General features: G+C 67.9%; 37 protein-coding genes. All 37 read right to left on the bottom strand.

The window, feature by feature from the left end; all coding sequences use genetic code 11:
- Positions 1-43 precede the first annotated feature (43 nt).
- The 37 genes from AC6CQV_RS01200 to rpsL all read right to left on the bottom strand — a co-directional run bounded on the left by AC6CQV_RS01200 (position 44) and on the right by rpsL (position 24867).
- A complete protein-coding gene (locus tag AC6CQV_RS01200) occupies positions 44-1129 on the bottom strand; it encodes a GNAT family N-acetyltransferase (RefSeq protein WP_498260037.1) in 1086 nt (361 codons plus the stop codon).
- A 118-nt stretch (positions 1130-1247) separates the two neighbouring features.
- Complete coding sequence (rplQ, locus tag AC6CQV_RS01195; protein WP_498260036.1) at positions 1248-1835, bottom strand: 50S ribosomal protein L17; 588 nt, start codon at positions 1833-1835, stop codon at positions 1248-1250.
- A gap of 83 nt (positions 1836-1918) precedes the next feature.
- The gene (locus AC6CQV_RS01190; protein WP_005050489.1) at positions 1919-2908 is read right to left on the bottom strand and encodes a DNA-directed RNA polymerase subunit alpha; all 990 of its coding nucleotides are present in this window, start codon (positions 2906-2908) and stop codon (positions 1919-1921) included.
- Between the two features lie 120 nt (positions 2909-3028).
- Positions 3029-3427, bottom strand: coding sequence for a 30S ribosomal protein S11 (gene rpsK, locus AC6CQV_RS01185; RefSeq protein ID WP_005050490.1), 399 nt, complete (start codon positions 3425-3427; stop codon positions 3029-3031).
- A gap of 36 nt (positions 3428-3463) precedes the next feature.
- Complete coding sequence (gene rpsM / locus AC6CQV_RS01180) at positions 3464-3844, bottom strand: 30S ribosomal protein S13 (RefSeq protein ID WP_060960267.1); 381 nt, start codon at positions 3842-3844, stop codon at positions 3464-3466.
- Positions 3845-4108: 264 nt separating this feature from the next.
- Positions 4109-4225: a 50S ribosomal protein L36 gene (rpmJ, locus tag AC6CQV_RS01175; protein WP_005050492.1), complete on the bottom strand. Its 117-nt coding sequence runs from the start codon at positions 4223-4225 to the stop codon at positions 4109-4111.
- Positions 4226-4298: 73 nt separating this feature from the next.
- Positions 4299-4520: a translation initiation factor IF-1 gene (infA, locus tag AC6CQV_RS01170; protein WP_005050493.1), complete on the bottom strand. Its 222-nt coding sequence runs from the start codon at positions 4518-4520 to the stop codon at positions 4299-4301.
- 157 nt (positions 4521-4677) lie between these two features.
- Positions 4678-5364, bottom strand: a complete 687-nt coding sequence (locus AC6CQV_RS01165; RefSeq protein ID WP_498260035.1) for a DsbA family protein — start codon at positions 5362-5364, stop codon at positions 4678-4680.
- Positions 5365-5552: 188 nt separating this feature from the next.
- Positions 5553-6539 (bottom strand): hypothetical protein, encoded by a 987-nt coding sequence (locus AC6CQV_RS01160; RefSeq protein WP_498260034.1) that lies wholly within the window; start codon positions 6537-6539, stop codon positions 5553-5555.
- Positions 6540-6742: 203 nt separating this feature from the next.
- The gene (map, locus tag AC6CQV_RS01155; RefSeq protein ID WP_060960264.1) at positions 6743-7573 is read right to left on the bottom strand and encodes a type I methionyl aminopeptidase; all 831 of its coding nucleotides are present in this window, start codon (positions 7571-7573) and stop codon (positions 6743-6745) included.
- Positions 7573-8169: an adenylate kinase gene (locus tag AC6CQV_RS01150; RefSeq protein WP_498260033.1), complete on the bottom strand. Its 597-nt coding sequence runs from the start codon at positions 8167-8169 to the stop codon at positions 7573-7575. Before AC6CQV_RS01150 ends, map begins: the two co-directional genes overlap by 1 nt.
- On the bottom strand, positions 8166-9503 hold the full coding sequence (secY, locus tag AC6CQV_RS01145; RefSeq protein ID WP_060960262.1) for a preprotein translocase subunit SecY: 1338 nt from the start codon (positions 9501-9503) through the stop codon (positions 8166-8168). Before secY ends, AC6CQV_RS01150 begins: the two co-directional genes overlap by 4 nt.
- Positions 9504-9612: 109 nt before the next feature.
- Positions 9613-10212, bottom strand: a complete 600-nt coding sequence (rplO, locus tag AC6CQV_RS01140; protein WP_101306890.1) for a 50S ribosomal protein L15 — start codon at positions 10210-10212, stop codon at positions 9613-9615.
- Positions 10212-10397: a 50S ribosomal protein L30 gene (gene rpmD / locus AC6CQV_RS01135; RefSeq protein WP_060960260.1), complete on the bottom strand. Its 186-nt coding sequence runs from the start codon at positions 10395-10397 to the stop codon at positions 10212-10214. Before rpmD ends, rplO begins: the two co-directional genes overlap by 1 nt.
- On the bottom strand, positions 10397-11041 hold the full coding sequence (gene rpsE, locus AC6CQV_RS01130; RefSeq protein WP_223848740.1) for a 30S ribosomal protein S5: 645 nt from the start codon (positions 11039-11041) through the stop codon (positions 10397-10399). The genes rpmD and rpsE overlap by 1 nt, the downstream gene beginning before the upstream one ends.
- Positions 11042-11073: 32 nt before the next feature.
- Entirely contained in the window at positions 11074-11433 is a 360-nt protein-coding gene (gene rplR, locus AC6CQV_RS01125; protein WP_005050501.1) for a 50S ribosomal protein L18, read from the bottom strand.
- Positions 11434-11435: 2 nt separating this feature from the next.
- The gene (gene rplF / locus AC6CQV_RS01120; protein WP_101306891.1) at positions 11436-11972 is read right to left on the bottom strand and encodes a 50S ribosomal protein L6; all 537 of its coding nucleotides are present in this window, start codon (positions 11970-11972) and stop codon (positions 11436-11438) included.
- 6 nt (positions 11973-11978) lie between these two features.
- Positions 11979-12377 carry a 30S ribosomal protein S8 gene (gene rpsH / locus AC6CQV_RS01115; protein WP_005050503.1) on the bottom strand — a complete coding sequence of 133 codons (399 nt, stop codon included), beginning with the start codon at positions 12375-12377 and terminating at the stop codon, positions 11979-11981.
- A gap of 88 nt (positions 12378-12465) precedes the next feature.
- On the bottom strand, positions 12466-13056 hold the full coding sequence (rplE, locus tag AC6CQV_RS01110; RefSeq protein WP_060960257.1) for a 50S ribosomal protein L5: 591 nt from the start codon (positions 13054-13056) through the stop codon (positions 12466-12468).
- Between the two features lie 2 nt (positions 13057-13058).
- Positions 13059-13418: a 50S ribosomal protein L24 gene (gene rplX, locus AC6CQV_RS01105; RefSeq protein WP_060960256.1), complete on the bottom strand. Its 360-nt coding sequence runs from the start codon at positions 13416-13418 to the stop codon at positions 13059-13061.
- 5 nt (positions 13419-13423) lie between these two features.
- Complete coding sequence (gene rplN, locus AC6CQV_RS01100) at positions 13424-13792, bottom strand: 50S ribosomal protein L14 (RefSeq protein WP_018171454.1); 369 nt, start codon at positions 13790-13792, stop codon at positions 13424-13426.
- A 3-nt stretch (positions 13793-13795) separates the two neighbouring features.
- On the bottom strand, positions 13796-14161 hold the full coding sequence (rpsQ, locus tag AC6CQV_RS01095) for a 30S ribosomal protein S17 (RefSeq protein WP_060960255.1): 366 nt from the start codon (positions 14159-14161) through the stop codon (positions 13796-13798).
- The gene (rpmC, locus tag AC6CQV_RS01090) at positions 14161-14475 is read right to left on the bottom strand and encodes a 50S ribosomal protein L29 (RefSeq protein WP_060960254.1); all 315 of its coding nucleotides are present in this window, start codon (positions 14473-14475) and stop codon (positions 14161-14163) included. The genes rpsQ and rpmC overlap by 1 nt, the downstream gene beginning before the upstream one ends.
- Positions 14475-14894, bottom strand: coding sequence for a 50S ribosomal protein L16 (gene rplP / locus AC6CQV_RS01085; protein ID WP_016463572.1), 420 nt, complete (start codon positions 14892-14894; stop codon positions 14475-14477). Before rplP ends, rpmC begins: the two co-directional genes overlap by 1 nt.
- Positions 14894-15655 (bottom strand): 30S ribosomal protein S3, encoded by a 762-nt coding sequence (gene rpsC, locus AC6CQV_RS01080; protein ID WP_005050510.1) that lies wholly within the window; start codon positions 15653-15655, stop codon positions 14894-14896. Before rpsC ends, rplP begins: the two co-directional genes overlap by 1 nt.
- A complete protein-coding gene (gene rplV, locus AC6CQV_RS01075) occupies positions 15655-16038 on the bottom strand; it encodes a 50S ribosomal protein L22 (RefSeq protein ID WP_005050511.1) in 384 nt (127 codons plus the stop codon). The genes rpsC and rplV overlap by 1 nt, the downstream gene beginning before the upstream one ends.
- A gap of 38 nt (positions 16039-16076) precedes the next feature.
- Positions 16077-16358 carry a 30S ribosomal protein S19 gene (gene rpsS / locus AC6CQV_RS01070; protein ID WP_005050512.1) on the bottom strand — a complete coding sequence of 94 codons (282 nt, stop codon included), beginning with the start codon at positions 16356-16358 and terminating at the stop codon, positions 16077-16079.
- Between the two features lie 12 nt (positions 16359-16370).
- Positions 16371-17210, bottom strand: a complete 840-nt coding sequence (gene rplB, locus AC6CQV_RS01065; RefSeq protein ID WP_060960253.1) for a 50S ribosomal protein L2 — start codon at positions 17208-17210, stop codon at positions 16371-16373.
- A 24-nt stretch (positions 17211-17234) separates the two neighbouring features.
- Positions 17235-17537: a 50S ribosomal protein L23 gene (gene rplW / locus AC6CQV_RS01060; protein ID WP_060960252.1), complete on the bottom strand. Its 303-nt coding sequence runs from the start codon at positions 17535-17537 to the stop codon at positions 17235-17237.
- Positions 17534-18196, bottom strand: a complete 663-nt coding sequence (gene rplD / locus AC6CQV_RS01055) for a 50S ribosomal protein L4 (protein WP_060960251.1) — start codon at positions 18194-18196, stop codon at positions 17534-17536. The genes rplW and rplD overlap by 4 nt, the downstream gene beginning before the upstream one ends.
- 2 nt (positions 18197-18198) lie before the next feature.
- Positions 18199-18858 (bottom strand): 50S ribosomal protein L3, encoded by a 660-nt coding sequence (rplC, locus tag AC6CQV_RS01050; RefSeq protein ID WP_060960250.1) that lies wholly within the window; start codon positions 18856-18858, stop codon positions 18199-18201.
- Between the two features lie 10 nt (positions 18859-18868).
- Positions 18869-19177 carry a 30S ribosomal protein S10 gene (gene rpsJ / locus AC6CQV_RS01045; RefSeq protein ID WP_005050520.1) on the bottom strand — a complete coding sequence of 103 codons (309 nt, stop codon included), beginning with the start codon at positions 19175-19177 and terminating at the stop codon, positions 18869-18871.
- 886 nt (positions 19178-20063) lie between these two features.
- Positions 20064-20276, bottom strand: coding sequence for an Rv0909 family putative TA system antitoxin (locus AC6CQV_RS01040; RefSeq protein ID WP_060960346.1), 213 nt, complete (start codon positions 20274-20276; stop codon positions 20064-20066).
- 150 nt (positions 20277-20426) lie between these two features.
- Positions 20427-21620 (bottom strand): elongation factor Tu, encoded by a 1194-nt coding sequence (tuf, locus tag AC6CQV_RS01035; protein ID WP_060960249.1) that lies wholly within the window; start codon positions 21618-21620, stop codon positions 20427-20429.
- Positions 21621-21785: 165 nt separating this feature from the next.
- Complete coding sequence (gene fusA, locus AC6CQV_RS01030) at positions 21786-23900, bottom strand: elongation factor G (protein ID WP_060960248.1); 2115 nt, start codon at positions 23898-23900, stop codon at positions 21786-21788.
- Positions 23901-24022: 122 nt separating this feature from the next.
- A complete protein-coding gene (gene rpsG, locus AC6CQV_RS01025) occupies positions 24023-24493 on the bottom strand; it encodes a 30S ribosomal protein S7 (protein ID WP_005050524.1) in 471 nt (156 codons plus the stop codon).
- A 5-nt stretch (positions 24494-24498) separates the two neighbouring features.
- A complete protein-coding gene (rpsL, locus tag AC6CQV_RS01020) occupies positions 24499-24867 on the bottom strand; it encodes a 30S ribosomal protein S12 (protein WP_017201609.1) in 369 nt (122 codons plus the stop codon).
- Positions 24868-24961 lie beyond the last annotated feature (94 nt).

The raw sequence follows: 24961 nt of genomic DNA, 5'->3' as shown, positions 1-24961 counted from the left end.
CGCCCGCGCCGCGGCGGACGGCCCGGACCAGCGGCGAGTCGGGTCAGACGTGGGCGACGAGCGCGACCGCGCGCTCGTCCGCGACGAAACCGAGCCCCTCGTAGAGGGTGTTGGCCCCGGTCGGGCTCGCCGTGTCGACGTCGAGGACGGCCTTCTCCAGGCCGGCGGCGGCGATGGCGCGGAGCGCGTCTGCGACGACGACCGGCGCGAGCCCCTGCCGGCGATGGGCGCGGACGACGCCGATCAGGTCGATGTACGCGTGCGAGGCGCCGAGCATCTCCCAGTCGTCCTCGTTGACCGACACGAGGCAGAAGGCGGCGATGGCCCCCGCGTCGTCGACGACGAGGCGCGACAGGTCGGGGCGGAAGAACTCGCCGCCCACGAACTTCGCCCACGACTCCGGCGGGCTCGGCAGGCTTCCCCAGTGGTCGCGGAACGCGTCGTTGCGGGCGCGACGCGCGTCGTCGTCGCGGTCGTGGGTGTAGGCCACGACGCGCAGTCCGCGGGCCGCGGCATCCGCCGACAGCACCACGTCGGGAAGCGGGCGGGCCAGGTCGCGCAGCATCGTGGCGAACCACCGCTCGGCGGCGAAGCCGCGCGCCTCCGCGAGCCGCCGATGGCCCAGGTTGCTCTCCTCCGCGTAGACCTTGAGATCGGCGGTCCACTCCCCCGCCTCCACCGGCGCGAGCGACGGGGCGACCTCGGCGAGCTGCTCGAGCGCGCGGGCGTACTGCCACGCGAACACGGCCGTCCCGATGCCTCGGCGCCACCGTTCGGGCAGCACGGCGCCGGACAGCGACACGGTCAAGGCCCCATCGCGCGCCGGATGCAGGAACGCGCTGCCGTAGGCGATCACCGTTCCTGCGGCATCCACCGCCAGCACCGTGTCGCGGGTGTGGTCGATGTGCGGCAGGTCGAAGGTGTCCGCGACCTCCTGGCGGGGCGTCGTCCACGTCGGGTGGTCGATGCGCTCGGCCGCGACCATGACGGCGTGAAGCGCGTCGATGTCGTCCGCCGTGGCGGTCCGCCAGGCGGCGACCTCGGGATGCCGCGGCGGCCGCGGACCGGCGTCGACACCGGCCTCGCGCTGCAACCGGTGGATGCGCTCGATCAGGGACGTCTCGCTCACCACACCACCGTAGCGGGGCGCAGCACGGTTCGCGGGCCGGCGCCGCGCCGCGCTCCCGCCCCACGCAGCGAGGCCCGCACCCCCGTTCCGGGGTGCGGGCCTCGCGACAGCGTTCGCCTTACTTGGTGGCGTCCTCGGCGGCGGCCTCCGCGGCCGCGCCCTCCTCGGGCGACTCGGCGCCGGCAGCGGCGGCGTCGTCCGTGGCGACCTCGTCAGCGGCGTCCTGAGCCTCGTCGGCCTCGGCGACGGCCTCGGTCGCGGCCTCCTCGTCGGCGTCCTCGTCCTTCGCCGGGGCGGCGACGGGAGCCGCGGCGGCCGACTTCTTGGCCGACTTCGGCTTCGGGTTGACGGGCTCGAGCACGAGCTCGATCACGGCCATGGGGGCGTTGTCGCCCTTGCGGTTGCCGATCTTCGTGATGCGGGTGTAGCCGCCCTCACGCTCGGCGACGAGCGGAGCGATCTCGGCGAACAGCACGTGCACCGCATCCTTGTTGCCGATGACCGACAGCACGCGACGGCGAGCGTGCAGGTCGCCGCGCTTGGCGAAGGTGACGAGACGCTCGGCGAGCGGACGCAGGCGCTTGGCCTTGGTCTCGGTCGTCGTGATCGACTTGTGCGTGAACAGGGCGGCGGCCAGGTTGGCCAGCAGCAGACGCTCGTGGGCGGGGCCGCCTCCGAGGCGGGGACCCTTGGTGGGCTTGGGCATATCAGTTACTCCAGAGGAAAAGTGTCAGCGAACCGGTCGGGGCCGGAGCGCGCAGAAGGTCTTGCCGGTGCGAGCGCGGAGGCTCAGAGGGCCTCGTCGTCGTAGCCGCCGTAGAAGTGCGCGCCGTCGAACCCGGGGACCGAGTCCTTCAGCGACAGGCCGAGCGAGACGAGCTTGTCGCGCACCTCATCGACCGACTTCTGACCGAAGTTGCGGATGTTCATCAGCTGCGTCTCGGAGAGGGCGACCAGCTCGGACACCGTGTTGATGCCCTCGCGCTTGAGGCAGTTGTACGAACGCACCGACAGATCGAGGTCCTCGATCGGCATCGACAGCTCGTTGGTGAGCACCTCGGCGACCGGCGCGGGGCCGATCTCGATGCCCTCGGCCTCGACGTTCAGCTCGCGGGCGAGACCGAACAGCTCGGTGAGCGTGCGACCGGCCGACGCGACGGCGTCGCGCGGCGAGATCGACGGCTTGGCCTCGACGTCCAGGACGAGCTTGTCGAAGTCGGTGCGCTCACCGGCACGCGTGGCGTCGACGCGGTACGACACCTTCAGCACGGGCGAGTAGATCGAGTCGATCGGGATCTGACCGGCCTCGGCGTACTCGTTGCGGTTCTGCGTGGCCGACACGTAGCCGCGGCCGCGCTCGATCGTGAGCTCGAGCTCGAACTTCGCCGAGTCGTTGAGCGTCGCGATGACCAGCTCGGGGTTGTGCACCTCGACACCCGCCGGAGCGGAGATGTCGGCGGCGGTGACCTCGCCGGCGCCGGTCTTGCGCAGGTACGCCGTGATCGGCTCGTCGCGCTCGGACGAGACGACGAGCTGCTTGATGTTGAGGATGATCTCGGTGACATCCTCCTTCACACCCGGGATGGTGCTGAACTCGTGCAGCACGCCGTCGATGCGGATGCTGGTGACAGCCGCACCGGGGATCGAGGACAGCAGGCTGCGGCGCAGCGCGTTGCCGATCGTGTAGCCGAAGCCGGGCTCCAGCGGCTCGATGACGAAGCGGCTGCGGAACTCGCCGATCTTCTCCTCGGTCAGAGTGGGACGCTGTGCAATGAGCACTATGTGTTCCTTTCCGTCACGTGCCCGCTATATGACACGTGCGATTGCAAGAGGTGTTGAGTTTTCAAAGACGACGGATGCCGGGTGCCGCCCGCGATGCGGGGGCACCCGGCCCGGAAGTCAGACGCGGCGACGCTTCGGCGGACGGCAGCCGTTGTGCGCCTGCGGGGTGACGTCGGAGATCGACCCCACCTCGAGGCCGGCGGCCTGCAGCGAGCGGATCGCGGTCTCGCGGCCCGAACCCGGGCCCTTCACGAAGACGTCCACCTTCTTGACGCCGTGCTCGGCGGCCTGGCGGGCGGCCGACTCGGCAGCCATGCCGGCGGCGTACGGGGTCGACTTGCGCGAGCCCTTGAAGCCCACCCCACCCGAGGACGCCCAGCTGATGACGGCGCCCGAGGGGTCGGTGATCGAGACGATCGTGTTGTTGAACGTCGACTTGATGTGGGCCTGGCCCAGCGCGATGTTCTTCTTTTCCTTGCGGCGCGGCTTGCGCGCAGCGGTCTTGGCCTGTGCCATGTGTCTGTTCTCCTAAACCTGTACCGGGGGCCGCGCTTACTTGCGGCCGGCCTTCTTCTTGCCGGCGACGGTGCGCTTCGGGCCCTTGCGGGTACGCGCGTTGGTCTTGGTGCGCTGACCGCGCACCGGAAGGCCGCGGCGGTGGCGCAGACCCTCGTACGAGCCGATCTCGACCTTGCGGCGGATGTCGGCGGCGACCTCGCGGCGCAGGTCACCCTCCACCTTGTAGTTGCCTTCGATGTAGTCGCGCAGGGCGACCAGCTGGTCGTCGGTGAGGTCCTTGACGCGGATCGACTCGTCGATCTCGGTGGCCTTGAGGATCTCGACCGAACGCGTACGGCCGATGCCGTAGATGTAGGTGAGGGCGATCACCACGCGCTTGTCGCGCGGGATGTCGACGCCGGCAAGACGTGCCATGCGGGTTCTCCTAGGAGTAGTGGAGGTGTGGAACAGGATCGGTGCCCGGGCCTCCGCCCGAGGTGTCCCCTCCGAAGAGGTTCTGACCCTGCAATGTGCTGACCGTTGCCGGTCGGTGTGCGAGCGTCGCGCCGCCCCCGACCATCCGGTCGTTGAGCGAGCGCAGCGAGTCGAAACGCGCCGTTCGCGGTATGGAGTTGTGTCTTCGTACTGAGGTGTCGAATCGGCCCTGCGGGCCTCGCTCACCCTTGAGTCGCGAGCGACTCAGCCCTGGCGCTGCTTGTGACGCGGGTTCGACTTGCAGATGACCATGACGCGACCGTGGCGACGGATGACCTTGCAGTGGTCGCAGATGGGCTTGACGGAGGGGTTGACCTTCATGATGTTTCCTGTTCGCTGTCTTCGAGTCGCGCGGATGCCGCAGCATCCGCCCGCTCGTTACTTCTCGACCGGTCTAGCGGTAGCGATAGACGATGCGACCGCGCGTGAGGTCGTAGGGCGAGAGCTCCACGACGACGCGGTCTTCGGGGATGATGCGGATGTAGTTCTGCCGCATCTTGCCGGAGATCGTGGCGAGAACCTTGTGTCCGTTCGTGAGCTCAACGCGGAACATCGCGTTGGGCAGCGCCTCGGACACGACGCCCTCGATTTCGATGACACCGTCTTTCTTAGCCATAGCCTCGCTGACGCTTGAGCAGACCGGTCGGTCTGCGGTGAGTGGGATGTGGTGCGGCGACACGCCAATGAAGGCGCAAGGCACCAAAGATTCAGTGTACGTGATAGGGGGCCGGACGGCAAACTGCCGTCCGGCCCCCTCCCCGTCGTCGCGGCGCTTACTGGAACAGCGTCGCGAACTGGCCCTTGGCGGGGATGGTCTGGTTGGCGATGACGGTGCCGTTGACGGCCAGCGTCGGCGTGCCGATGCCGCTGGAGCCGGGCTGCACGGGCGTCTTCTCAGTCATGGCCGCCACGAACTTCGTGTACGTGCCGTCGGAGACGCAGGAGTCGATGCCCGTCACCCCGACGCTGGAGGCGACATCGAGGATCTGCTGGTCGGTGAGACCCGTGGAGTTCTCCTCCGGCTGCGCCTTGAAGAGGGCCTGCATGAAGGTCATGGCCTTGTCGGGATCGGCCTCGGCGACGCAGTACATCGCGTTCGCGGCTCGCGTGGAGTACTTCGTCCCCTGCGAGTAGCGGTCGAGGATCGAGATGGGGTGGATGTTGAGCGTGATCGTGCCGTTGTTGGCGAGATCGAGGATCTCGTCGCCGTAGGTCTGCTCGAACTGGTTGCAGATGGGGCACATGAAGTCGATGTAGGTGTCGAGCGTCTGCGAGCCCGAGCCGACCACGACGGCGCCGGTCTCCTGGTTGATGCCCGATCCGGAGGGAGCCGTGCCCGGGTCGGTCGCCGCGCGGTTCATCCACACGACCAGTGCGACCACGAGGGCGACGATGACGACCACCGCCACGCTCACCCAGATCGCGAACCAGTTCTTCCTGCCTGCCGCTGCCTGCGCCATAGCCCGATGCCTCTCCTTGCCGCGGCCCACGCCGCCGTCGTTCTATCTTCCCCCACTCCCCCCTATGCGTTCCCCGTGAACTCCGTTATCCTCGCGAGCCGCCATCCCCTGCCCGACCCGGCCACCCGCGGACCGCACACCGCGTGCCGGTTCGCGCGCGGCGTGGCGGCTCGCGGAGGGGCGCGGGGTCAGCGGGGTGGATACACCGAGAACGCCGCCAGACGCCGGCCGAGGGCGGCGGCCGAGGTGGTGTGCGCCTTGCCCCACCGCGCGAACCGCCGGTTCGTCGTCCCCCGGATCCAGTCCTCCCGCATCTTCTCGTCGAGAACCGCCTGGGCGATGTCGACGCCGTCGCCGCGCAGCCGCGGATCGAGGTACTTGCCCTCTCCGTCGTACTCTCCCCAGGCTGCGGCATCGTCGAGCCCGAAGTCCGCGTAGTACGTGCCGCCCCTCGGAGCGGGGATCGGTACCTGCAGCCGCGGCGCGGCGAATCCGAGCTCCCGCAGATACAGACGACTGACACTCTCCCCGGGCGACGCCGCGCGGCCGTCCGCGAGGTCGAGGATCCGCCGCGCCCGGCGCACGCCGCGGCCGCCCCGCGGCACGCGCGACGCGATGCGCGCCCGAAGGGATGCCGCGGCATCCTCGTCGTAGCGCCCCGTCGCCGGATCGTGGGCTTCGATCCGCAGCGCCGCATCGGCGAGGGCGAGTCCGGACTCCTCGGACACGCCGCGCAGCGTGTCCGCCACGGTGCGGGGCAGCGATGTGCAGCGCAGTGCGTCGCGTTCGACGATGTCGTCGTCGGGCACGGCGACCTCATGCCGCGCCACGAGCGGATTCGACGCCCTCACGTGCCCGCTCGCCGACCGACCGCTGAGGTGGACGCGCTCGGGCTCGAGCCGGAAGAGCGGCAGTCCCCACAGGACGGCGGCCGCCGTGTGCGAGTACACGAGGGACGAGCCGCCGCGCCGGCGCTCCTCGGCCGCGACGACGCGCATCAGCTGACGGCCTTCCGCGTAGGCGCTCCGCCAGTGCGCGGCATCCGCGTACCACCCCTGGTCGACGCGGATCAGCGTGCCCGCCCGTACCCGGGAGGTGATGTCCCGCGTGGTCAGTCCCGCCGCCTCCAGTTCCGCGCGCGATCGGAGCGCGGCTCGAGCGTGTTCCGTGAGCATGCCGCCCACCCTGCCGCGCGCCGCCTCTCCCCCGACGCACGCACCCCCGCCCCGTGCACGATCCCCCTCGCCCTCCCGCCTGTGGAGGACACCCCGCCCCTCCGCCGAGCCGCTACTGGGCGGCCGAGCCGACACGGTTCGTGCGGTCCGGCGCGTGGCGGCTCGACCGCGGCGTAGCGGCTCGCGGGTGCGGGTGGGGGGAGTTAGGGGATGGGGGTGGGGGTCACGTTGAAGGGGGCGAGGGATGCGGCGCCGCCGTCGGCGGCGGTCAGCACCCAGATGCCGCCCTCGTGCACGGCGACGCTGTGCTCCCAGTGACAGCCGTCGCTGCCGTCGACGGTCGTGACGGTCCAGTCGTCGTCCTCGACGTACGTTTGGTCCGAGCCCCCCGTGACCATGGGCTCGATCGCGAGGCACAGGCCCGGCCGCACGGCGGGGCCGAGGTCGTCGACCCGGTAGTTGAAGACGGTCGGGCCCTCGTGCATCCGGCGCCCGATGCCGTGACCGACGTAGTCGCGCAGGATGCCGTAGCCCTCGCCGGAGCGCTCGATGTAGCCCTGGACGGCGTCGCCGATCTCGCCGACCCGCGCCGCGGACGCGAGCGCCGCGACGCCCGCCCAGAGCGAGCCCTCCGTGACCGCCGACAGGCGCTCGCGCGCGGCCCGCACACCCGGGTCGCCCCCGGGCACCACGACCGTGATCGCCGAGTCGCCGTTCCAGCCCTTGAACTGCGCGCCGGCGTCGATCGAGACGATGTCACCCGGCTCCAGCACGCGCCCGCCGGGGATGCCGTGGACGACCTGGTCGTTGACGGAGATGCAGGTCGTGTGCCGGTACCCGCGCACCAGCTGGAAGTTCGACTCGGCACCGCGGGCGACGATGACATCGGATGCCGCGGCATCCAGCTCTGCCGTCGTCACACCGGGGGCGACCAGCGCACGGACCGCGTCGAGCGCGGCCGCGGTGATGAGTCCCGGCTCGACCATCGAGCGCAGCTGCGCAGGGGTCTTGTACAGGGAGCGGCGCAGCCCCATCAGAGCGCGGCGGCCGTGATGCCGCGCGCCGTCAGCGCGGCGGTGATGCGTGCGTAGACCTCGTCCAACGTGCCGACGCCGTCGATCTGGTCGACGATGCCGCGCTGGCGGTACACGTCGAGGATCGGGGCCGTCTCGGACTCGTAGATCGCGAGGCGCTTGGCGATCGACTCCTCGTTGTCGTCCGCGCGGCCCTGCTCGGTCGCGCGCAGCGACAGACGCCGGATCGACTCCTCGCGCGGCACGACCAGCTCGATGACCGCGGTCAGCGGCTCGTCGCGCGCGTCGAGGAACGCGTCGAGGTCGCCGACCTGACCGAGGTTGCGCGGGTAGCCGTCGAGCAGGAAGCCCGCCGCGGCATCCGGCTGCGCGAGCCGGTCGCGGACGATCTCGCCCGTCAGCTCGTCGGGCACGAGGTCGCCGGCGTCGATGATGGCCTTCACCTTCAGACCCAGCTCGGTGCCGTCCTTCACGTTGGCGCGGAAGACGTCGCCCGTCGAGACGGCGGGGATGCCGAGGGCCTCGGCCACCCGCACGCCCTGCGTGCCCTTGCCGGAGCCCTGCGGGCCGATGATGAGCAGTCGCGCAGCGGTCATCGCAGCAGCCCTTCGTAGTGGCGCTGCTGCAGCTGCGCGTCGATCTGCTTGACCGTCTCCAGACCCACACCGACGATGATGAGGATCGACGCGCCGCCGAACGGGAAGTTCTGGTTGGCGCTGACGGTGGCAAGCGCCACGAGCGGCAGCAACGCGATGAGACCGAGGTAGATCGAGCCCGGCAGCGTGATGCGCGTCAGGACGTAGTCGAGGTACTCCGCCGTGGGGCGACCGGCCCGGATGCCGGGGATGAAGCCGCCGTACTTCTTCATGTTGTCGGCGACCTCGACGGGGTTGAAGGTGATCGCGACGTAGAAGTAGGTGAAGCCGACGATGAGCAGGAAGTACAGCAGCATGTAGAGCGGGTGATCGCCCTTGGTGAGGTACTGCTGGATCCAGGTCACCCAGCCCGGGATGTTGCCGTTCGCGTCGGGCGTCTGGTTGAACTGGGCGATCAGCGCGGGGATGTACAGCAGCGACGAGGCGAAGATGACCGGGACGACGCCCGCCATGTTCACCTTGATCGGGATATACGTGTTCGTCCCACCGAGCGTGCGCCGACCGACCATCCGCTTCGCGTACTGCACCGGGATGCGCCGCTGCGACTGCTCGACGAACACCACGAGGGCCACGACGACGATGCCGACCGCGAGCACCAGGAGGAAGACCTCGAAGCCGCGCGAGGTGGCGATGGCCCACATCGCGGCCGGGAACTGCGCCGCGATCGAGGTGAAGATGAGGATCGACATGCCGTTGCCGACGCCGCGCTCGGTGACGAGCTCGGCGAACCACATGATGAGGCCGGTGCCGGCGGTCAGCGTGATGATCATCAGCAGCTGCGCCCACCACACGTCGTTGGTCAGCAGGGCGTTGCACTCCGCGATGCCCGTCGTGCCGAACAGCTGACCGGAGCGGGCCACCGTGACCAGCGTGGTCGACTGCAGCAGCGCGAGCGCGATCGTGAGGTAGCGGGTGTACTGCGTGAGGCGGGCCTGACCGGACTGCCCCTCCTTGTACAGCGCCTCGAAGTGGGGGATGACGACGCGCAGCAGCTGCACGATGATCGTCGCCGTGATGTAGGGCATGACCCCCAGGGCGAAGATCGACAGCTGCAGGAGGGCGCCGCCGGAGAAGAGGTTGACCAGGGAGAGCAGGCCCTCACTGGCCGATCCGGTCTGCTGCAGGCAGGACTGGACGTTCGGGAAGCTCACGAAGGGCGCCGGAATGTGCGCACCGAGGCGGTAGATGGCGATGATCGCGAGAGTGAAGCCGATCTTCCGCCGGAGGTCCGGGGTGCGGAAGACCCGCGCGATGGCGCTGACGGCGCTGAACAAAAGGATTTCCTCCAGTGAGCTGACCGGTGTCTCGAGACGCGTCCGAGGACACCGCTTCCAGAGTACGGCAACAGGGGCCGGAGGCTCGCCTCCGGCCCCTGCCGTGGAATTACTTGACCGAACCGCCCGCGGCGACGATCTTCTGCTCGGCCGAACCCGAGACCTTGTCGACCGCGACGGTGAGCTTGACCGAGATGTCTCCGGTGCCGAGCACCTTGACCTTCTCGTTCTTGCGCACGGCGCCCTTCGCGACCAGGTCGCTCACGGTGACGTCGCCACCGGCCGGGTACAGCTCGGCGAGCTTGTCGAGGTTGACCACCTGGTACTCGACGCGGAACGGGTTCTTGAACCCGCGCAGCTTCGGCGTACGCATGTGCAGCGGCATCTGGCCGCCCTCGAAGCCGATCTTGACCTGGTAGCGGGCCTTGGTGCCCTTGGTGCCACGGCCCGCGGTCTTACCCTTCGAGCCCTCACCACGACCGACACGGGTCTTCGCGGTGTTGGAGCCCGGGACGGGACGCAGGTGGTGCACCTTCAGCACACCGGGACGCGACGCCTCGGCATCCGCCTTCTTGGCGGGAGCCTTCTTCGCGGCCGGCTTGGCCGCAGCCTTGGCGGGAGCCTTCTCGGCGGTCTTCTTGGCAGCCGGCTTGGCGGCGGCCTTCTTCTCGACGACCTCTTCGGTCGCCTTCTCAGCCTTGTCGGCCATCAGTCGATCTCCTCAACCTTGACGAGGTGGGCGACGGTCTTGACGTAACCGCGCGTCTGCGCGTCGTCGGGACGGACGACCGAGTCGCCGATCCGCTTCAGGCCGAGCGAACGCAGCGTGTCACGCTGGTTCTGCTTCTCGCTCACCTTGGACTTGATCTGGGTCACCTTGAGACGCGCGGCCATCAGGCACCTCCCTTTGCAGCGGCCGCGGCGTCAGCCTCGGCACGGATCAGACGGGCGGGAGCCACCTGGTCGAAGTCGAGACCACGACGGGCGGCGACCGCGCGGGGCTCCTCGAGCTGCTTCAGCGCCTCGACGGTCGCGTGCACGATGTTGATCGTGTTCGACGAGCCGAGGGACTTGGAGAGCACGTCGTGGATGCCGGCGCACTCGAGCACGGCGCGAACCGGACCACCGGCGATGACACCGGTACCGGCGGCAGCCGGACGCAGGAGCACGACACCGGCAGCGGCCTCGCCCTGCACCGGGTGCGGGATCGACGAGCCGGTGCGGGGCACGCGGAAGAAGTTGCGCTTGGCCTCTTCGACACCCTTGGAGATGGCGAGGGGGACCTCACGCGCCTTGCCGTAGCCGACGCCGACGAGACCGTTGCCGTCACCCACGACGACGAGCGCCGTGAAGCTGAAGCGACGACCGCCCTTGACGACCTTCGACACGCGGTTGATCGTCACGACGCGCTCGAGGAACTGGCTCTTCTCGGCGTCGCGCGAACCGCGGTCGCGGTTGGGGTTGCGCTCGCGTCCGCCGCGGCGGGGCTCGCGGGCCTCGCGCTCGACGGGAGCGGTGGCCGCAGCCTGCTCGGTCACTTCGTTCTCCACATTCTGAGTAGTTGCATCGCTCACAGGTTCAGACCTCCCTCGCGGGCGCCCTCGGCGATCGCTGCGACACGGCCCGCGTAGCGGTTGCCACCGCGGTCGAACACGACGTCCGAGAAGCCGGCCGCCTTCGCACGCTCGGCGACGAGCTCGCCGACCTTGCGCGCCTTCGCGGTCTTGTCACCGTCGAACGTGCGCAGGTCCGACTCGAGGGTCGACGCCGACGCGACGGTCACGCCCTTGCTGTCGTCCACGAGCTGGACGAAGACGTGGCGGGCCGAACGGGTGACGACCAGGCGCGGACGGGCCTCGGTGCCCACGACCTTCTTGCGAAGGCGCAGGTGACGACGCGAACGCGCGTCGCTCTTCGACTTGACAGCCATGATTACTTACCAGCCTTTCCGGCCTTGCGGCGAACGACCTCGCCCGCGTAGCGCACACCCTTGCCCTTGTACGGCTCGGGCTTGCGGATCTTGCGGATGTTCGCGGCGGCCTCACCCACGGCCTGCTTGGAGATACCGCTGACGGTGAGCTTGTTGTTGCCCTCGACGGTCAGCGTGATGCCGGCCGGCGCCTCGACGAGCACCGGGTGCGAGAAGCCGAGCGCGAACTCGACCGCCGTGCCCTTCTGTGCGACGCGGTAACCGGTGCCGACGACCTCGAGGCCCTTGGTGTAGCCCTCGGTCACGCCGATGATGTTGTTGTTGATCAGGGTGCGGGTCAGCCCGTGCAGCGAACGCGACTCGCGCTCGTCGTCGGGGCGGGAGACCAGGACCTGGTTCTCCTCGACCTTGACCTCGATGGGCTTGGCGACGGAGAGCGCGAGCTCGCCCTTCGGGCCCTTGACGGTGACGTCCTGGCCGTCCACCGAAACGGTGACGCCGGCGGGGATGTCGATGGGAAGACGTCCGATACGCGACATGTCAGATCACCACACGTAGGCGAGGACTTCCCCACCCACGCCCTTCTGCTCTGCCTGACGGTCGGTGAGAAGACCGGAGGAGGTGGACAGGATCGCGACGCCGAGGCCGCCGAGGACCTTGGGGATCTCGGTCGAGCGTGCGTACACGCGCAGACCGGGCTTCGAGACGCGCTTGATGCCGGCGATCGACCGCTCGCGGTTCGGGCCGTACTTGAGCGTCAGGGTGAGGGTCTGGCCGACACGGGCGTCGGAGACCTCCCAGCCGGAGATGTAGCCCTCCTGCTGGAGGATCTCGGCGATGTGGGTCTTGAGCTTGGAGCTCGGCAGCGACACGGAGTCGTGGTGCGCCGAGTTCGCGTTGCGCAGACGGGTCAGCATGTCAGCGACCGGGTCTGTCATCGTCATTTCTTGGTGTCCTTTGTTCAGCGGTTTCGGATGCCGTTACACGACAGCCGACCTTCTTGATGGTCCGACCGGAGCGGTCGGGGGTGGGTCAGGCCTGGTTCTCGTCCGTCTTGAACGGGAAGCCCAGCTGGCGCAGCAGCGACCGGCCCTCGGCATCCGTCTTCGCCGTGGTGACGATCGTGATGTCGAAGCCGCGGACGCGGTCGATCTTGTCCTGGTTGATCTCGTGGAAGACCGACTGCTCCTGCAGACCGAACGTGTAGTTGCCGTGTCCGTCGAACTGCTTCGGGGACAGACCGCGGAAGTCGCGGATGCGCGGCAGCGCCAGGTTCACGAGACGGTCCAGGAACTCCCACGCGCGGTCACCGCGGAGGGTGACGTGCGCGCCGATGGCCTGGCCCTCGCGCAGCTTGAACTGGGCGATGGACTTGCGGGCCTTCGTGACGACCGGCTTCTGGCCGGTGATCTTGGTGAGGTCGTCGACGGCGCCATCGATCACCTTGGAGTCACGAGCAGCCTCGCCGACACCGGTGTTCACGACGACCTTGACGATCCCGGGGATCTGCATGACGTTGGCGTAGCCGAACTCGTCCTGCAGGGCCTTCTTGATCTCGCCCTGGTACTTCTGCTTCAGGCGGGGCTGGATCTTGCCAGCCGCCGCGGCAGTGGTGGTGCTCATGTTCAGAGGTCCTTGCCGCTCTTCTTCGCGTAGCGCACACGGACGGTGCGCTTCACGCCGTCCTTCGTCTGCTCCTCGACACGGTGACCGACCTTGGTCGGCTTCTTGGTCGAGGGGTCGACGAGGGCGACGTTGGAGATGTGGATCGGGGCTTCCATCGTCTCGATGCCGCCCGTCTTGGTGCCGCGCTGGGACTGGCCCACACGGTTGTGCTTCGTGACGTAGTTGACGCCCTCGACGATGACACGGTTCTGCTCGACGATGACGTCGAGAACCTTGCCCTGCTTGCCGCGGTCGCCGCCCTTGTCCTGCTTCTTGCCAGTGATGACCTGAACGAGGTCACCCTTCTTGATCTTGGCCATGAGGGTCAGATCACCTCCGGTGCGAGCGAGACGATCTTCATGAACTTCTTGTCGCGAAGCTCACGACCGACCGGTCCGAAGATGCGGGTGCCGCGGGGCTCCCCGTCGTTCTTCAGGATGACGGCGGCGTTCTCGTCGAACTTGATGTACGAACCGTCGGCACGACGGGTCTGCTTGACGGTGCGGACGACGACGGCCTTGACCACGTCGCCCTTCTTGACGTTGCCGCCGGGGATCGCGTCCTTGACGGTCGCGACGATGATGTCGCCGAGACCGGCGTAGCGGCGGTTGGAGCCGCCGAGCACGCGGATCGTGAGCAGCTCCTTGGCGCCGGTGTTGTCGGCGACCTTGAGGCGGGACTCAGTCTGGATCATTTCTTACTTCGCCTTCTCGAGGATCTCGACCAGGCGCCACCGCTTGGTGGCGCTCAGCGGCCGGGTCTCGTTGATGAGCACGAGGTCGCCGATGCCGGCGCTGTTCTGCTCGTCGTGGGCCTTGACCTTCGACGTGCGGCGGATGACCTTGCCGTAGAGCGGGTGCTTCACGCGGTCCTCGACCTCGACGACGATCGTCTTGTCCATCTTGTCGCTCACGACGTAGCCACGACGCGACTTGCGGTAGCCACGGGCGTCGGCGTCGCGCACGTCGTGCGCAGCCGACTCGTGACCGGCGACGGGCGCCTCGACGACGGCCTCGGCGGCCGGCGCCTTCTTGGCGGCCTTCTTCTCGGTGGTCTCAGCCATCACTCGGCCTCTTCCTTCGTGGCCTCGGCAGCGTCATCCGCCTTCTTGGCCTTGGTCTTCTTCGCCTTGGTCGCGACCTCGACGGGCGCGGGCGTGGCACGGATGCCCAGCTCGCGCTCGCGGATCACGGTGTAGAGCCGCGCGATGTCGCGCTTGACGGCGCGGATGCGGCCGTGGCTCTCGAGCTGGCCCGTGGCCGACTGGAAGCGCAGATTGAACAGCTCTTCCTTGGCCTTGCGCAGCTCCTCGACGAGGCGCTGGTCCTCGAACGTGTCCAGCTCGCTGGGAGCGAGCGTCTTGGTTCCGACGGCCATTACGCGTCGCCCTCCTCGCGCTTGATGATGCGTGCCTTCAGGGGCAGCTTGTGGATTGCACGGGTGAGGGCCTCACGAGCGAGCTGCTCGTTGACGCCCGCGACCTCGAAGAGGACGCGACCCGGCTTGACGTTGGCGACCCACCACTCCGGCGAACCCTTACCGGAACCCATGCGGGTTTCGGCCGGCTTCTTGGTGAGCGGACGGTCGGGGTAGATGTTGATCCACACCTTGCCACCGCGCTTGATGTGACGGGTCATCGCGATACGAGCGGACTCGATCTGACGGTTCGTCACGTACGCGGGGGTGAGGGCCTGGATGCCGAACTCGCCGAAGGAGACCTTCGTGCCGCCGGTGGCCTGGCCCGCGCGGCCCGGGTGGTGCTGCTTGCGGTACTTGACCTTACGGGGAATAAGCATTATGCCGATGCTCCTTCTGCGACGGGCGCCTCGTTGCGGGGCGCGCGACGACGGTCGCCACCACGGTCGTCACGACCGCGGGGGGCCTTCGGCGCGTTCGCCTGCTCGCGCGCGAGCTCCTTGTTGGTGAGGTCGCCCTTGTAGATCCAGACCTTCACGCCGATGCGGCCGAAGGTGGTCTTGGCCTCGTAGAAGCCGTAGTCGATGTTCGCGCGCAGCGTGTGCAGCGGCACACGACCCTCGCGGTAGAACTCCGAGCGGCTCATCTCCGCGCCGCCGAGGCGGCCGGAGACCTGGATGCGGATGCCCTTGGCACCGGCGCGCTGCGCGCCCTGCAGGCCCTTGCGCATCGCGCGGCGGAACGCCACGCGGGCGGAGAGCTGCTCGGCGATGCCCTGGGCGACCAGCTGGGCGTCGGCCTCGGGGTTCTTGACCTCGAGGATGTTCAGCTGGATCTGCTTGCCGGTGAGCTTCTCGAGGTCGGCGCGGATGCGCTCGGCCTCGGCGCCGCGGCGACCGATCACGATGCCCGGGCGGGCGGTGTGGATGTCGACGCGGACGCGGTCACGCGTGCGCTCGATCTCGATGCCGCTCACGCCGGCGCGGTCCAGCTGCGTCTGCAGGAGCTTGCGGATCTTGATGTCCTCGGCCACGTAGTCGGCGTAACGCTGTCCCGGCTTCGTGGAGTCGGAGAACCAACGCGACACGTGGTCCGTGGTGATGCCGAGGCGGAAGCCGTAGGGGTTGACCTTCTGTCCCATTACTTGCTCGCCTTCTTGCTGGTCTCGGCAACCTCGGGGGTCGCGAGCTGGATGGTGATGTGGCTCGTGCGCTTCTTGATCTGGAAGGCGCGACCCTGGGCGCGGGGGCGGAAGCGCTTGAGCGTCGACCCCTCGTCCACGTACGCGTTGGCCACGTACAGGTCCTGCTCGTCCAGGAACTCGCTGTCCTTGTCGGCCTTCACCCGGGCGTTGGCGATCGCCGACTCCACGAGCTTGTAGATCGGCTCACTGGCAGCCTGCGGGGCGAACTTCAGGATGGCCAGGGCCTCCTGAGCCTGCTTGCCCTTGATCAGCGCGACGACACGACGAGCCTTCTGAGGGGTCACGCGGATGTGCTTGACGCGTGCGATGGATTCCACCATTTCTCTCCTCCTCTAGTCCTCTCTGGAACGCCACCGCGTCAGCGGCGGCGACCCTTCTTGTCGTCCTTCTCGTGGCCGCGGAAGGTGCGGGTGGGCGCGAACTCGCCCAGCTTGTGACCGACCATGGTCTCGGACACGAACACGGGGATGTGCTTGCGTCCGTCGTGCACGGCGATGGTGTGTCCCAGCATGGCGGGGATGATCATCGAACGGCGCGACCAGGTCTTGATGACGTTCTTGGTGCCGGCATCGTTCTGCGAGACGACCTTGCGAAGCAGGTGCTCGTCGACGAAGGGGCCCTTCTTCAGGCTGCGAGGCATCTTCCTCTACTCCTACTTGCGCTTCTTGCCGGCGTTGCGACGGCGGACGATGTACTTGTCGCTTTCCTTGTTGGCGTGGCGGGTGCGACCCTCAGCCTGGCCCCAAGGAGAGACGGGGTGACGTCCACCGGACGTCTTGCCCTCACCACCACCGTGCGGGTGGTCGACCGGGTTCATCGCGACACCACGGACGGTCGGGCGCACGCCCTTCCAGCGCTTGCGGCCGGCCTTGCCCCAGTTGATGTTGGACTGCTCGGCGTTGCCGACCTCGCCGATCGTGGCGCGGCAGCGCGCGTCGACGTTGCGGATCTCGCCCGACGGCAGACGGAGCTGCGCGTAGGGGCCGTCCTTGGCGACCAGACGCACCGAGGCGCCGGCCGAGCGCGCCATCTTCGCGCCGCCGCCGGGGCGGAGCTCGATGGCGTGGATGACCGTACCGGTGGGGATGTTCTTCAGCGGCAGGTTGTTGCCCGGCTTGATGTCGGCGCCCGGACCGGACTCGACGACGTCGCCCTGCTGCAGCTTGTTCGGCGCGAGGATGTAACGCTTCTCGCCGTCCACGTAGTGCAGCAGCGCGATGCGCGCGGTGCGGTTGGGGTCGTACTCGATGTGAGCGACCTTGGCGTCGACGCCGTCCTTGTCGTTGCGACGGAAGTCGATGACACGGTACTGGCGCTTGTGGCCGCCACCGATGTGGCGGGTGGTGATGCGGCCCTGGTTGTTGCGGCCACCGGTCTTCGACAGCGGGCGCAGCAGCGACTTCTCAGGCGTCGATCGCGTGATCTCGGCGAAGTCTGCCACCGACGAACCGCGGCGACCCGGGGTCGTGGGCTTGTACTTGCGAATAGCCATGTTGGTTGTCCTCTATCCCAGCTGTCAGCCGACGGCCGTGAAGATGTCGATGGTGCCCGACTTCAGCGTGACGATGGCGCGCTTGGTGTCCTTGCGCTTGCCGGTGCCGAAGCGGGTGCGGCGGGCCTTGCCCGTGCGGTTGAGCGTGTTGACCGCGGCGACCTTGACGCCGAAGATCTTCTCGATCGCGAGCTTGATCTCGGTCTTCGAGGCGCGCGGGTCCACCAGGAAGGTGTACTTGCCCTCGTCGATGAGCCCGTAGCTCTTCTCCGAGACGACCGGCTTCAGGATGATGTCGCGCGGGTCCTTGTTGACGGAGACGTTCATGCCGAGACCTCCTCGGTGGTGGCGCTCTTCGACGCGACGAACGCGTCGTAGGCGGCCTTGGTGAAGACGATGTCGTCGGAGACGAGAACGTCGTAGGCGTTCAGCTGGTCGAACGTGAGCACGTGGACGTACGCGAGGTTGCGCACGCTCTTGACGCTCAGCTCGTCGCCGCGCTCGATGACGACCAGGACGTTCTTGGTCGGCGCGAGCTCGGCGAGGACGGCCGCAGCGGCCTTGGTCGACGGGGCGCCCTCGATGCCGAACGAGTCGACGACGTGGAGGCGGCCACCGCGAGCACGGTCGCTCAGCGCGCCCAGCAGGGCGGCGGCGATCATCTTCTTGGGGGTGCGCTGGGCGTAGTCGCGCGGCTTCGGGCCGTGGACGATGCCACCACCGGTCATGTGCGGCGCGCGGATCGAGCCCTGACGGGCGTTACCCGTGCCCTTCTGCTTGAAGGGCTTGCGGCCGGCACCCGAGACCTCGCCACGACGCTTGGTCGAGTGCGTGCCCTGGCGAGCCGCGGCGAGCTGAGCCACGACGACCTGGTGGATGAGGGGGATGTTCGTCTTGACGTCGAACAGCGCGGCGGGCAGCTCGACCGAGCCGGCCTTCTTGCCGTTGGGGCTGTGGACGTCGAGCGCGAGAGTCGAGTCAGCCATGATCAGGCACCCTTCACTGCGTTGCGGACGTAGACGATGCGGCCGCGCGCACCGGGGACGGCGCCCTTGACGAGCAGCAGACCCTTCTCGGCGTCGACGGCGTGCACCGTGAGGTTGAGGACGGTCACGCGCTCGCCACCCATACGGCCGGCCATGCGCATGCCCTTGAAGACGCGGCTCGGCGTCGACGAGGCGCCGATCGAGCCGGGCTTGCGGTGGTTGCGGTGCGCACCGTGCGAGGCGGAGACGCCCTTGAAGTTGTGGCGCTTCATGACACCCGCGGTGCCCTTGCCCTTGCTGGTGCCGACGACGTCGACCAGCTGGCCGGCCTCGAAGGTGGCGTCCACGGTGAGCTCCTGACCGAGTGAGTAGTCAGCGGCATCCGCGGTGCGCACCTCGGTGAGGTGGCGGCGAGGGGTCACGCCGGCGGCCTCGAAGTGGGCCGTCAGGGGCTGGTTGACCTTGCGCGGGTCGATCTGGCCGTAGGCGATCTGGACGGCGTTGTAGCCGTCGCGCTCCGGCGTGCGCACCTGGGTGACCACGTTGGGGGCCACCTCGATGACGGTGACGGGAACGAGCTTGCCGTTCTCGTCCCAGACCTGGGTCATGCCGAGCTTCGTGCCGAGCAGGCCCTTGGAAACCTTTTCGTTGATGTGTGCCATGACCGGGACCTCAGAGCTTGATCTCGATGTTGACGTCGGCCGGGAGGTCGAGGCGCATCAGCGAGTCGACGGCCTTGGGCGTCGGGTCGATGATGTCGATCAGGCGCTTGTGGGTGCGCATCTCGAAGTGCTCGCGGCTGTCCTTGTACTTGTGGGGCGACCGGATGACGCACACGACGTTCTTCTCGGTCGGAAGGGGCACGGGGCCCACGACGGTGGCGCCTGCGCGGGTCACCGTGTCGACGATCTTGCGCGCCGACGTGTCGATGACCTCGTGGTCATACGACTTCAGGCGAATGCGGATCTTCTGTCCCGCCATTGTCTGCTCACTCTCTTTCTCGCGTCGTACCTCGGGGGCATTGGACGCACAGGGCACAGGGTTGTGCCGGGCACTTGCGCACCACTGTTCTGATGTCAGTCCCGACCGCCGCGCGCACGCGCACGGATCCCGTTTCCGGGTGGAGTCGGATTGTCGTGTTCTGCTGCCCGCGGCCTAGGTCACTGCGCGTTCTCGTGGAGAGGATGCGCCGCCTATGCACTGCCCTGGCAGTGATCCCGCGCCGCGCTTTCGCGCACGCAGGAATGTGGAACTGGTCTAGTCTACGTGCCTCCCGGGCGTGTCGCAAACCCGGGCGTGTCGCGGACGGCGCGCGGCCTCGGCATCCGTCCGCGGGCGCCGGTTCACGGCACAAAAAGGGGAGGGGTGGGCCCTTGGGGAAAGCCCACCCCTCCCGGTCTCCGCGGGACGCGCGACCCCCCGATCACGCGTCCCGGGTCTCAGCGCGCCGCGTCCCCCCGACGCGGACGCGCGGCATCGAGGACGACGCCACGGCGCGGACGGCGTCGACGCGGAAGCCCCCCGGCATCCACGTCGACGGCGATTCGTCCATCGCCGGCAGGAGCGAGAGGCGCGCGGCCGGAGATCCCGTACCGCGGCGAGTGTGCTCGGGTCCCCCGAACGTCCCCCATAAATCCACGAGCAGCGCTCATGCCCCCACAACCTGTCACCGTGCACACACGCATTCTCTGCGTGGTGCGGCGGAACGAACCCCCACAGTTCGTCCAGTCGGTCTCAGCCCCCCGGCGTCGTACTGACCAAGGTCGACGCTAAGCGGTCCGGGTCCCGGCGTCAAGTCGGTTTTGATCTCGTTTTCGACACGGCACGACGAAGGGTCGGATGCCGCGGCATCCGACCCTTCTCGAACTCAGTTGCCGATGGCGCCGTCGACCTGGTCGCGCACCTCGTCGACCTTCGCGTCGAACTGGTCCGGGGCGACCTTCTTGACGAAGTCGGCCGCGGCGTCGAGGACGCTGTCGCTGACCTCCTCCGCCTTGTCGGAGTGGATCACCTCGTCGATCTTGTCCTTGTTCTGCTCGAGGAACTGCTTCCCCTGATTCACGATGTCATCCAGCCCCATGGCCGTCCCCTCTTCGTCGATCGATGCGGCGCGGGCGCGCTCGCTGCCATTCTGGCCGCAGACGACGTCGAGCAATAGGGGGCGGACCCCCGGAAACGACGGCGCCTCCGGGAGCGCGAGGCTCCCGGAGGCGTCGTCGGTGCGAAGTGCTTACTTCAGGATCTTGGTGACGGTACCGGCACCGACGGTGCGGCCACCCTCACGGATCGCGAAGCCGAGGCCCTCTTCCATGGCGATCGGCTGGATCAGCTCGACCGACATCTCCGTGGTGTCGCCGGGCATGACCATCTCGGTGCCCTCGGGCAGCGTGATGACGCCGGTGACGTCGGTGGTGCGGAAGTAGAACTGCGGGCGGTAGTTCGTGAAGAACGGGTTGTGACGGCCACCCTCCTCCTTGGAGAGGATGTACGCGGTGCCCTCGAAGTCGGTGTGCGGCGTGACCGAACCCGGCTTGACGACGACCTGACCACGCTCGACGTCGTCACGCTTGGTGCCGCGCAGGAGCAGACCACAGTTCTCGCCGGCCCAGGCCTCGTCGAGCTGCTTGTGGAACATCTCGATACCGGTGACGATCGTCTTCTGCGTCGGGCGGATGCCGACGATCTCGACCTCGGAGTTGATCGCCAGCGTGCCACGCTCGGCGCGGCCCGTGACGACCGTGCCACGGCCGGTGATCGTGAAGACGTCCTCGATGGGCATGAGGAACGGCTTGTCCTTGTCGCGCACCGGGTCCGGGATGGACTCGTCGACGGCGTTCATCAGCTCGACGATCGACTCGACCCACTTCTCGTCGCCCTCGAGAGCCTTCAGGCCCGAGACGCGCACGACGGGGGCGTTGTCGCCGTCGAAGTCCTGCGAGCTGAGGAGCTCACGGACCTCGAGCTCGACGAGCTCCAGGATCTCCTCGTCGTCGACCATGTCGCTCTTGTTGAGCGCGACGAGCAGGTAGGGCACGCCGACCTGCTTGGCGAGCAGGACGTGCTCACGCGTCTGCGCCATCGGGCCGTCGGTGGCGGCGACCACGAGGATCGCGCCGTCCATCTGAGCGGCACCGGTGATCATGTTCTTGATGTAGTCGGCGTGGCCGGGCGCGTCGACGTGCGCGTAGTGGCGCTTCGGGGTCTCGTACTCGACGTGCGAGATGTTGATCGTGATACCACGCTGACGCTCTTCGGGAGCCGAGTCGATCGACGCGAAGTCACGCTGCACGTTGGTCGCCGACGGGTACTTGTCGGCGAGCACCTTCGAGATGGCAGCGGTGAGCGTGGTCTTGCCGTGGTCGACGTGACCGATCGTTCCGATGTTGACGTGCGGCTTGGTCCGCTCGAACTTGGCCTTGGCCACTGGGTCCTCCTCAGGACATTCGTGTAGAGGTTCCGGGCGCTGGATTGCGACCGGTGCTCTACGGGGATGGGTGTCAGTCTAGACGACTGGGTCTGTATTCAGTTTGTGCGGATGCTGTGCGCGGGGCCGTCTGCGCAGACGGCCCTGCGCACGGCATCCAGAGCGTTACTCGCCCTTGTTCTTCTGGACGATCTCGTCGGCGACGGCCTTGGGGACCTCGGCGTACGAGTCGAACTCCATCGAGTACACGGCCCGGCCCGAGGTCTTCGAGCGCAGGTCGCCGATGTAGCCGAACATCTCCGACAGCGGGACGAGCGCGCGGACGATCTTGATGCCCGAGCCGTCCTCCATCGACTGGATCTGGCCACGACGCGAGTTCAGGTCGCCGATGACGTCGCCCATGTACTCCTCGGGCGTGCGCACCTCGACGGCCATCAGCGGCTCGAGGATGGCAGGGGCGGCCTTGCGGACGGCCTCCTTGAAGCCCATCGAGCCGGCGATCTTGAACGCCATCTCGGACGAGTCGACATCGTGCGATGCACCGTCGAGCAGGATCGCCTTGACGCCCACGATGGGGTAGCCGGCGAGCACGCCGACGTTCATCGCGTCCTGGAAGCCCTGGTTGGTCGGCTCGATGTACTCGCGCGGGATACGGCCACCGGTGACCTTGTTCTCGAACTCGTACGTCTTGTCGGCCGTGACCTCGAGGGGCTCGAGCGCGAACTGGATCTTCGCGAACTGGCCCGACCCACCGGTCTGCTTCTTGTGGGTGTAGTCGTGGCGCTCGACGGCCTTCTTGATCGTCTCGCGGTAGGCCACCTGGGGCTTGCCGACGTTGGCCTCGACCTTGAACTCGCGCTTCATGCGGTCCACGAGGATGTCGAGGTGCAGCTCGCCCATGCCCTTGATGACCGTCTGACCGGTCTCGGGGTTGAGCTCGGTGCGGAAGGTCGGGTCCTCTTCGGCCAGCTTCTGGATCGCGGTGCCCAGCTTCTCCTGGTCGGCCTTGGTCTTCGGCTCGATGGCGACCTCGATGACGGGCTCGGGGAAGGTCATCGACTCGAGGACGACGGGCTCGGCGGGGTCGGCCAGGGTGTCACCGGTGGTGGTGTCCTTGAGGCCGATCACGGCGTAGATGTTGCCCGCGGTGACCGAGTCAACCGGGTTCTCCTTGTTGGCGTGCATCTGGAAGATCTTCCCGATGCGCTCCTTCTTGCCCTTGGTCGAGTTGATGACCTGGGCGCCGGAGTCGAGGTGACCGGAGTACACGCGGATGTAGGTGAGGCGACCGAAGAACGGGTGCACCGCCACCTTGAACGCGAGCGCGGCGAACGGGTCGTTGGCGTCGGGGTGACGCTCGATGACCTTCTCCTCGTCCTTGGGGTCGTGCGCCTCGATGGCGGGCACGTCCAGGGGCGACGGCAGGTAGTCGACGACCGCGTCCAGCATCGGCTGGACACCGCGGTTCTTGAACGCCGAGCCGCAGAGCACGGGGTACAGCTCGCCGCCGACGGTGAGCTTGCGGATCGCGCCCTTGATCTCGGCGAGCGTGAGCTCCTCGCCGCCGAAGTACTTCTCGAGCAGCGCCTCGTCGGTCTCGGCGACCGTCTCGAGCAGCTTCTCGCGGTACTCGGCCGCGCGGTCGGCCAGGTCGGCCGGGATCTCCTGGACCTCGTACTTGGCGCCCATGGTGACATCACCCTTGGCGTCGCCGGGCCACACCAGGGCACGCATCTCGACGAGGTCGATGACGCCGACGAAGTCGTTCTCGGCACCGATCGGCAGCTGCAGCACGAGCGGCTTGGCACCCAGGCGGTTCACGATGGTGTCGACGGTGAAGTAGAAGTCGGCGCCCAGCTTGTCCATCTTGTTGACGAAGCAGATGCGGGGCACGTCGTACTTGTCGGCCTGACGCCAGACGGTCTCGGACTGGGGCTCGACGCCCTCCTTGCCGTCGAAGACGGCGACCGCGCCGTCGAGGACGCGGAGCGAGCGCTCCACCTCGACCGTGAAGTCCACGTGGCCCGGGGTGTCGATGATGTTGATCTGGTGCTTGTTCCAGAAGCAGGTGACGGCGGCCGACGTGATCGTGATGCCGCGCTCCTTCTCCTGCTCCATCCAGTCGGTGGTCGAGGCGCCGTCGTGGGTCTCGCCCAGCTTGTGGTTGACACCCGTGTAGAACAGGATGCGCTCGGTCGTCGTCGTCTTGCCGGCATCGATGTGCGCCATGATGCCGATGTTGCGGACCTTGTTGAGGTCGGTGAGCACTTCTTGTGCCACGGGGTGTCCTTACGTGTGGTTTCGGGTTGCGGACGTTTCGACTCGGCTCTGCGAGCCTCGCTCAACGACCGGGGGGGGTGGGCCCCGCCGGTCGTTGAGCGAGCGCAGCGAGTCGAAACGCGTTACCAGCGGTAGTGCGCGAAGGCGCGGTTCGACTCGGCCATCTTGTGGGTGTCCTCGCGGCGCTTGACCGCGGCACCGAGGCCGTTCGAGGCGTCGAGGATCTCGTTCTGCAGACGCTCGGTCATCGTCTTCTCACGACGACCCTTCGCGTAGCTGACGAGCCAGCGCAGCGCGAGGGTGTTCGCGCGGTGCGGCTTGACCTCGACCGGCACCTGGTAGGTCGAGCCACCGACGCGGCGGCTCTTGACCTCGAGGGTGGGGCGGACGTTGTCGAGCGCCTTCTTGAGCGTGGCGACGGCATCCTGGCCGTTCTTGGCCTCGACGCCCTTGAGGGCGTTGTAGACGATCGACTCGGCGAGCGACTTCTTGCCGTCGACGAGGATCTTGTTCACCAGCTGGGTGACGATCGGAGCACCGTAGACCGGGTCGTTGACGACGACGCGGCGAGGTGCGGGTCCCTTGCGAGGCATCGGACTCAGCCCTTCTTGGCGCCGTAGCGGCTACGGGCCTGCTTGCGGTTCTTGACGGCCTGGGTGTCCAGGGCGCCGCGAACGATCTTGTAGCGGACACCGGGGAGGTCCTTGACACGGCCTCCACGGACGAGCACGAGCGAGTGCTCCTGCAGGTTGTGGCCCTCACCCGGGATGTAGGCCGTGACCTCGGTGCCGTTGCGGAGCTTCACACGGGCGACCTTGCGCATGGCCGAGTTCGGCTTCTTGGGCGTGGTCGTGTAGACGCGGGTGCAGACACCCGCCTGCTGGGGGTTCGACTTCAGGGCGGGAGCCTTGGTCTTGGTGACCTTCGGCGAGCGACCCTTGCGAACCAACTGCTGAATGGTTGGCACGTTCTCTCCTTGTAAGTCCGTGCGGTCTTCTCGTCCGCACGGGTGCTGCACGGTGACAGCGATGGTGGTTTCACCACAGATCCACCGGCGCGGC

The sequence above is a fragment of the Microbacterium sp. EG9 genome (assembly GCF_059759475.1).
Note: the sequence above shows the minus strand (reverse complement) of the source record. Positions and strands in the feature narration are given on the sequence as shown.

Bases quoted from the DNA above. Each gene is read 5' to 3' on its own strand.
- rplQ (WP_498260036.1), bottom strand. From the start codon at position 1,835: ATGCCCAAGCCCACCAAGGGTCCCCGCCTCGGAGGCGGCCCCGCCCAC.
- rpsK (WP_005050490.1), bottom strand. From the start codon at position 3,427: ATGGCACAGGCCAAGACCGCTGCGCGCAAGCCGCGCCGCAAGGAAAAG.
- rpsM (WP_060960267.1), bottom strand. From the start codon at position 3,844: ATGGCACGTCTTGCCGGCGTCGACATCCCGCGCGACAAGCGCGTGGTG.
- rpmJ (WP_005050492.1), bottom strand. From the start codon at position 4,225: ATGAAGGTCAACCCCTCCGTCAAGCCCATCTGCGACCACTGCAAGGTC.
- infA (WP_005050493.1), bottom strand. From the start codon at position 4,520: ATGGCTAAGAAAGACGGTGTCATCGAAATCGAGGGCGTCGTGTCCGAG.
- AC6CQV_RS01165 (WP_498260035.1), bottom strand. From the start codon at position 5,364: ATGGCGCAGGCAGCGGCAGGCAGGAAGAACTGGTTCGCGATCTGGGTG.
- AC6CQV_RS01160 (WP_498260034.1), bottom strand. From the start codon at position 6,539: ATGCTCACGGAACACGCTCGAGCCGCGCTCCGATCGCGCGCGGAACTG.
- map (WP_060960264.1), bottom strand. From the start codon at position 7,573: ATGGGGCTGCGCCGCTCCCTGTACAAGACCCCTGCGCAGCTGCGCTCG.
- AC6CQV_RS01150 (WP_498260033.1), bottom strand. From the start codon at position 8,169: ATGACCGCTGCGCGACTGCTCATCATCGGCCCGCAGGGCTCCGGCAAG.
- rplO (WP_101306890.1), bottom strand. From the start codon at position 10,212: ATGGCCGACAAGGCTGAGAAGGCGACCGAAGAGGTCGTCGAGAAGAAG.
- rpmD (WP_060960260.1), bottom strand. From the start codon at position 10,397: ATGGCCGCGCGTCTCAAGGTGACCCAGATCAAGTCCAAGGTGAGCGAG.
- rplR (WP_005050501.1), bottom strand. From the start codon at position 11,433: ATGGCTGTCAAGTCGAAGAGCGACGCGCGTTCGCGTCGTCACCTGCGC.
- rplF (WP_101306891.1), bottom strand. From the start codon at position 11,972: ATGTCGCGTATCGGACGTCTTCCCATCGACATCCCCGCCGGCGTCACC.
- rpsH (WP_005050503.1), bottom strand. From the start codon at position 12,377: ATGACGATGACAGACCCGGTCGCTGACATGCTGACCCGTCTGCGCAAC.
- rplE (WP_060960257.1), bottom strand. From the start codon at position 13,056: ATGAGCACCACCACTGCCGCGGCGGCTGGCAAGATCCAGCCCCGCCTG.
- rplX (WP_060960256.1), bottom strand. From the start codon at position 13,418: ATGGCCAAGATCAAGAAGGGTGACCTCGTTCAGGTCATCACTGGCAAG.
- rplN (WP_018171454.1), bottom strand. From the start codon at position 13,792: ATGATCCAGACTGAGTCCCGCCTCAAGGTCGCCGACAACACCGGCGCC.
- rpsQ (WP_060960255.1), bottom strand. From the start codon at position 14,161: ATGGCTGAGACCACCGAGAAGAAGGCCGCCAAGAAGGCGCCGGCCGCC.
- rpmC (WP_060960254.1), bottom strand. From the start codon at position 14,475: ATGGCCGTCGGAACCAAGACGCTCGCTCCCAGCGAGCTGGACACGTTC.
- rplP (WP_016463572.1), bottom strand. From the start codon at position 14,894: ATGCTTATTCCCCGTAAGGTCAAGTACCGCAAGCAGCACCACCCGGGC.
- rpsC (WP_005050510.1), bottom strand. From the start codon at position 15,655: ATGGGACAGAAGGTCAACCCCTACGGCTTCCGCCTCGGCATCACCACG.
- rplV (WP_005050511.1), bottom strand. From the start codon at position 16,038: ATGGTGGAATCCATCGCACGCGTCAAGCACATCCGCGTGACCCCTCAG.
- rpsS (WP_005050512.1), bottom strand. From the start codon at position 16,358: ATGCCTCGCAGCCTGAAGAAGGGCCCCTTCGTCGACGAGCACCTGCTT.
- rplB (WP_060960253.1), bottom strand. From the start codon at position 17,210: ATGGCTATTCGCAAGTACAAGCCCACGACCCCGGGTCGCCGCGGTTCG.
- rplW (WP_060960252.1), bottom strand. From the start codon at position 17,537: ATGAACGTCTCCGTCAACAAGGACCCGCGCGACATCATCCTGAAGCCG.
- rplD (WP_060960251.1), bottom strand. From the start codon at position 18,196: ATGGCTGACTCGACTCTCGCGCTCGACGTCCACAGCCCCAACGGCAAG.
- rplC (WP_060960250.1), bottom strand. From the start codon at position 18,858: ATGGCACACATCAACGAAAAGGTTTCCAAGGGCCTGCTCGGCACGAAG.
- rpsJ (WP_005050520.1), bottom strand. From the start codon at position 19,177: ATGGCGGGACAGAAGATCCGCATTCGCCTGAAGTCGTATGACCACGAG.
- AC6CQV_RS01040 (WP_060960346.1), bottom strand. From the start codon at position 20,276: ATGGGGCTGGATGACATCGTGAATCAGGGGAAGCAGTTCCTCGAGCAG.
- rpsG (WP_005050524.1), bottom strand. From the start codon at position 24,493: ATGCCTCGCAAGGGACCCGCACCTCGCCGCGTCGTCGTCAACGACCCG.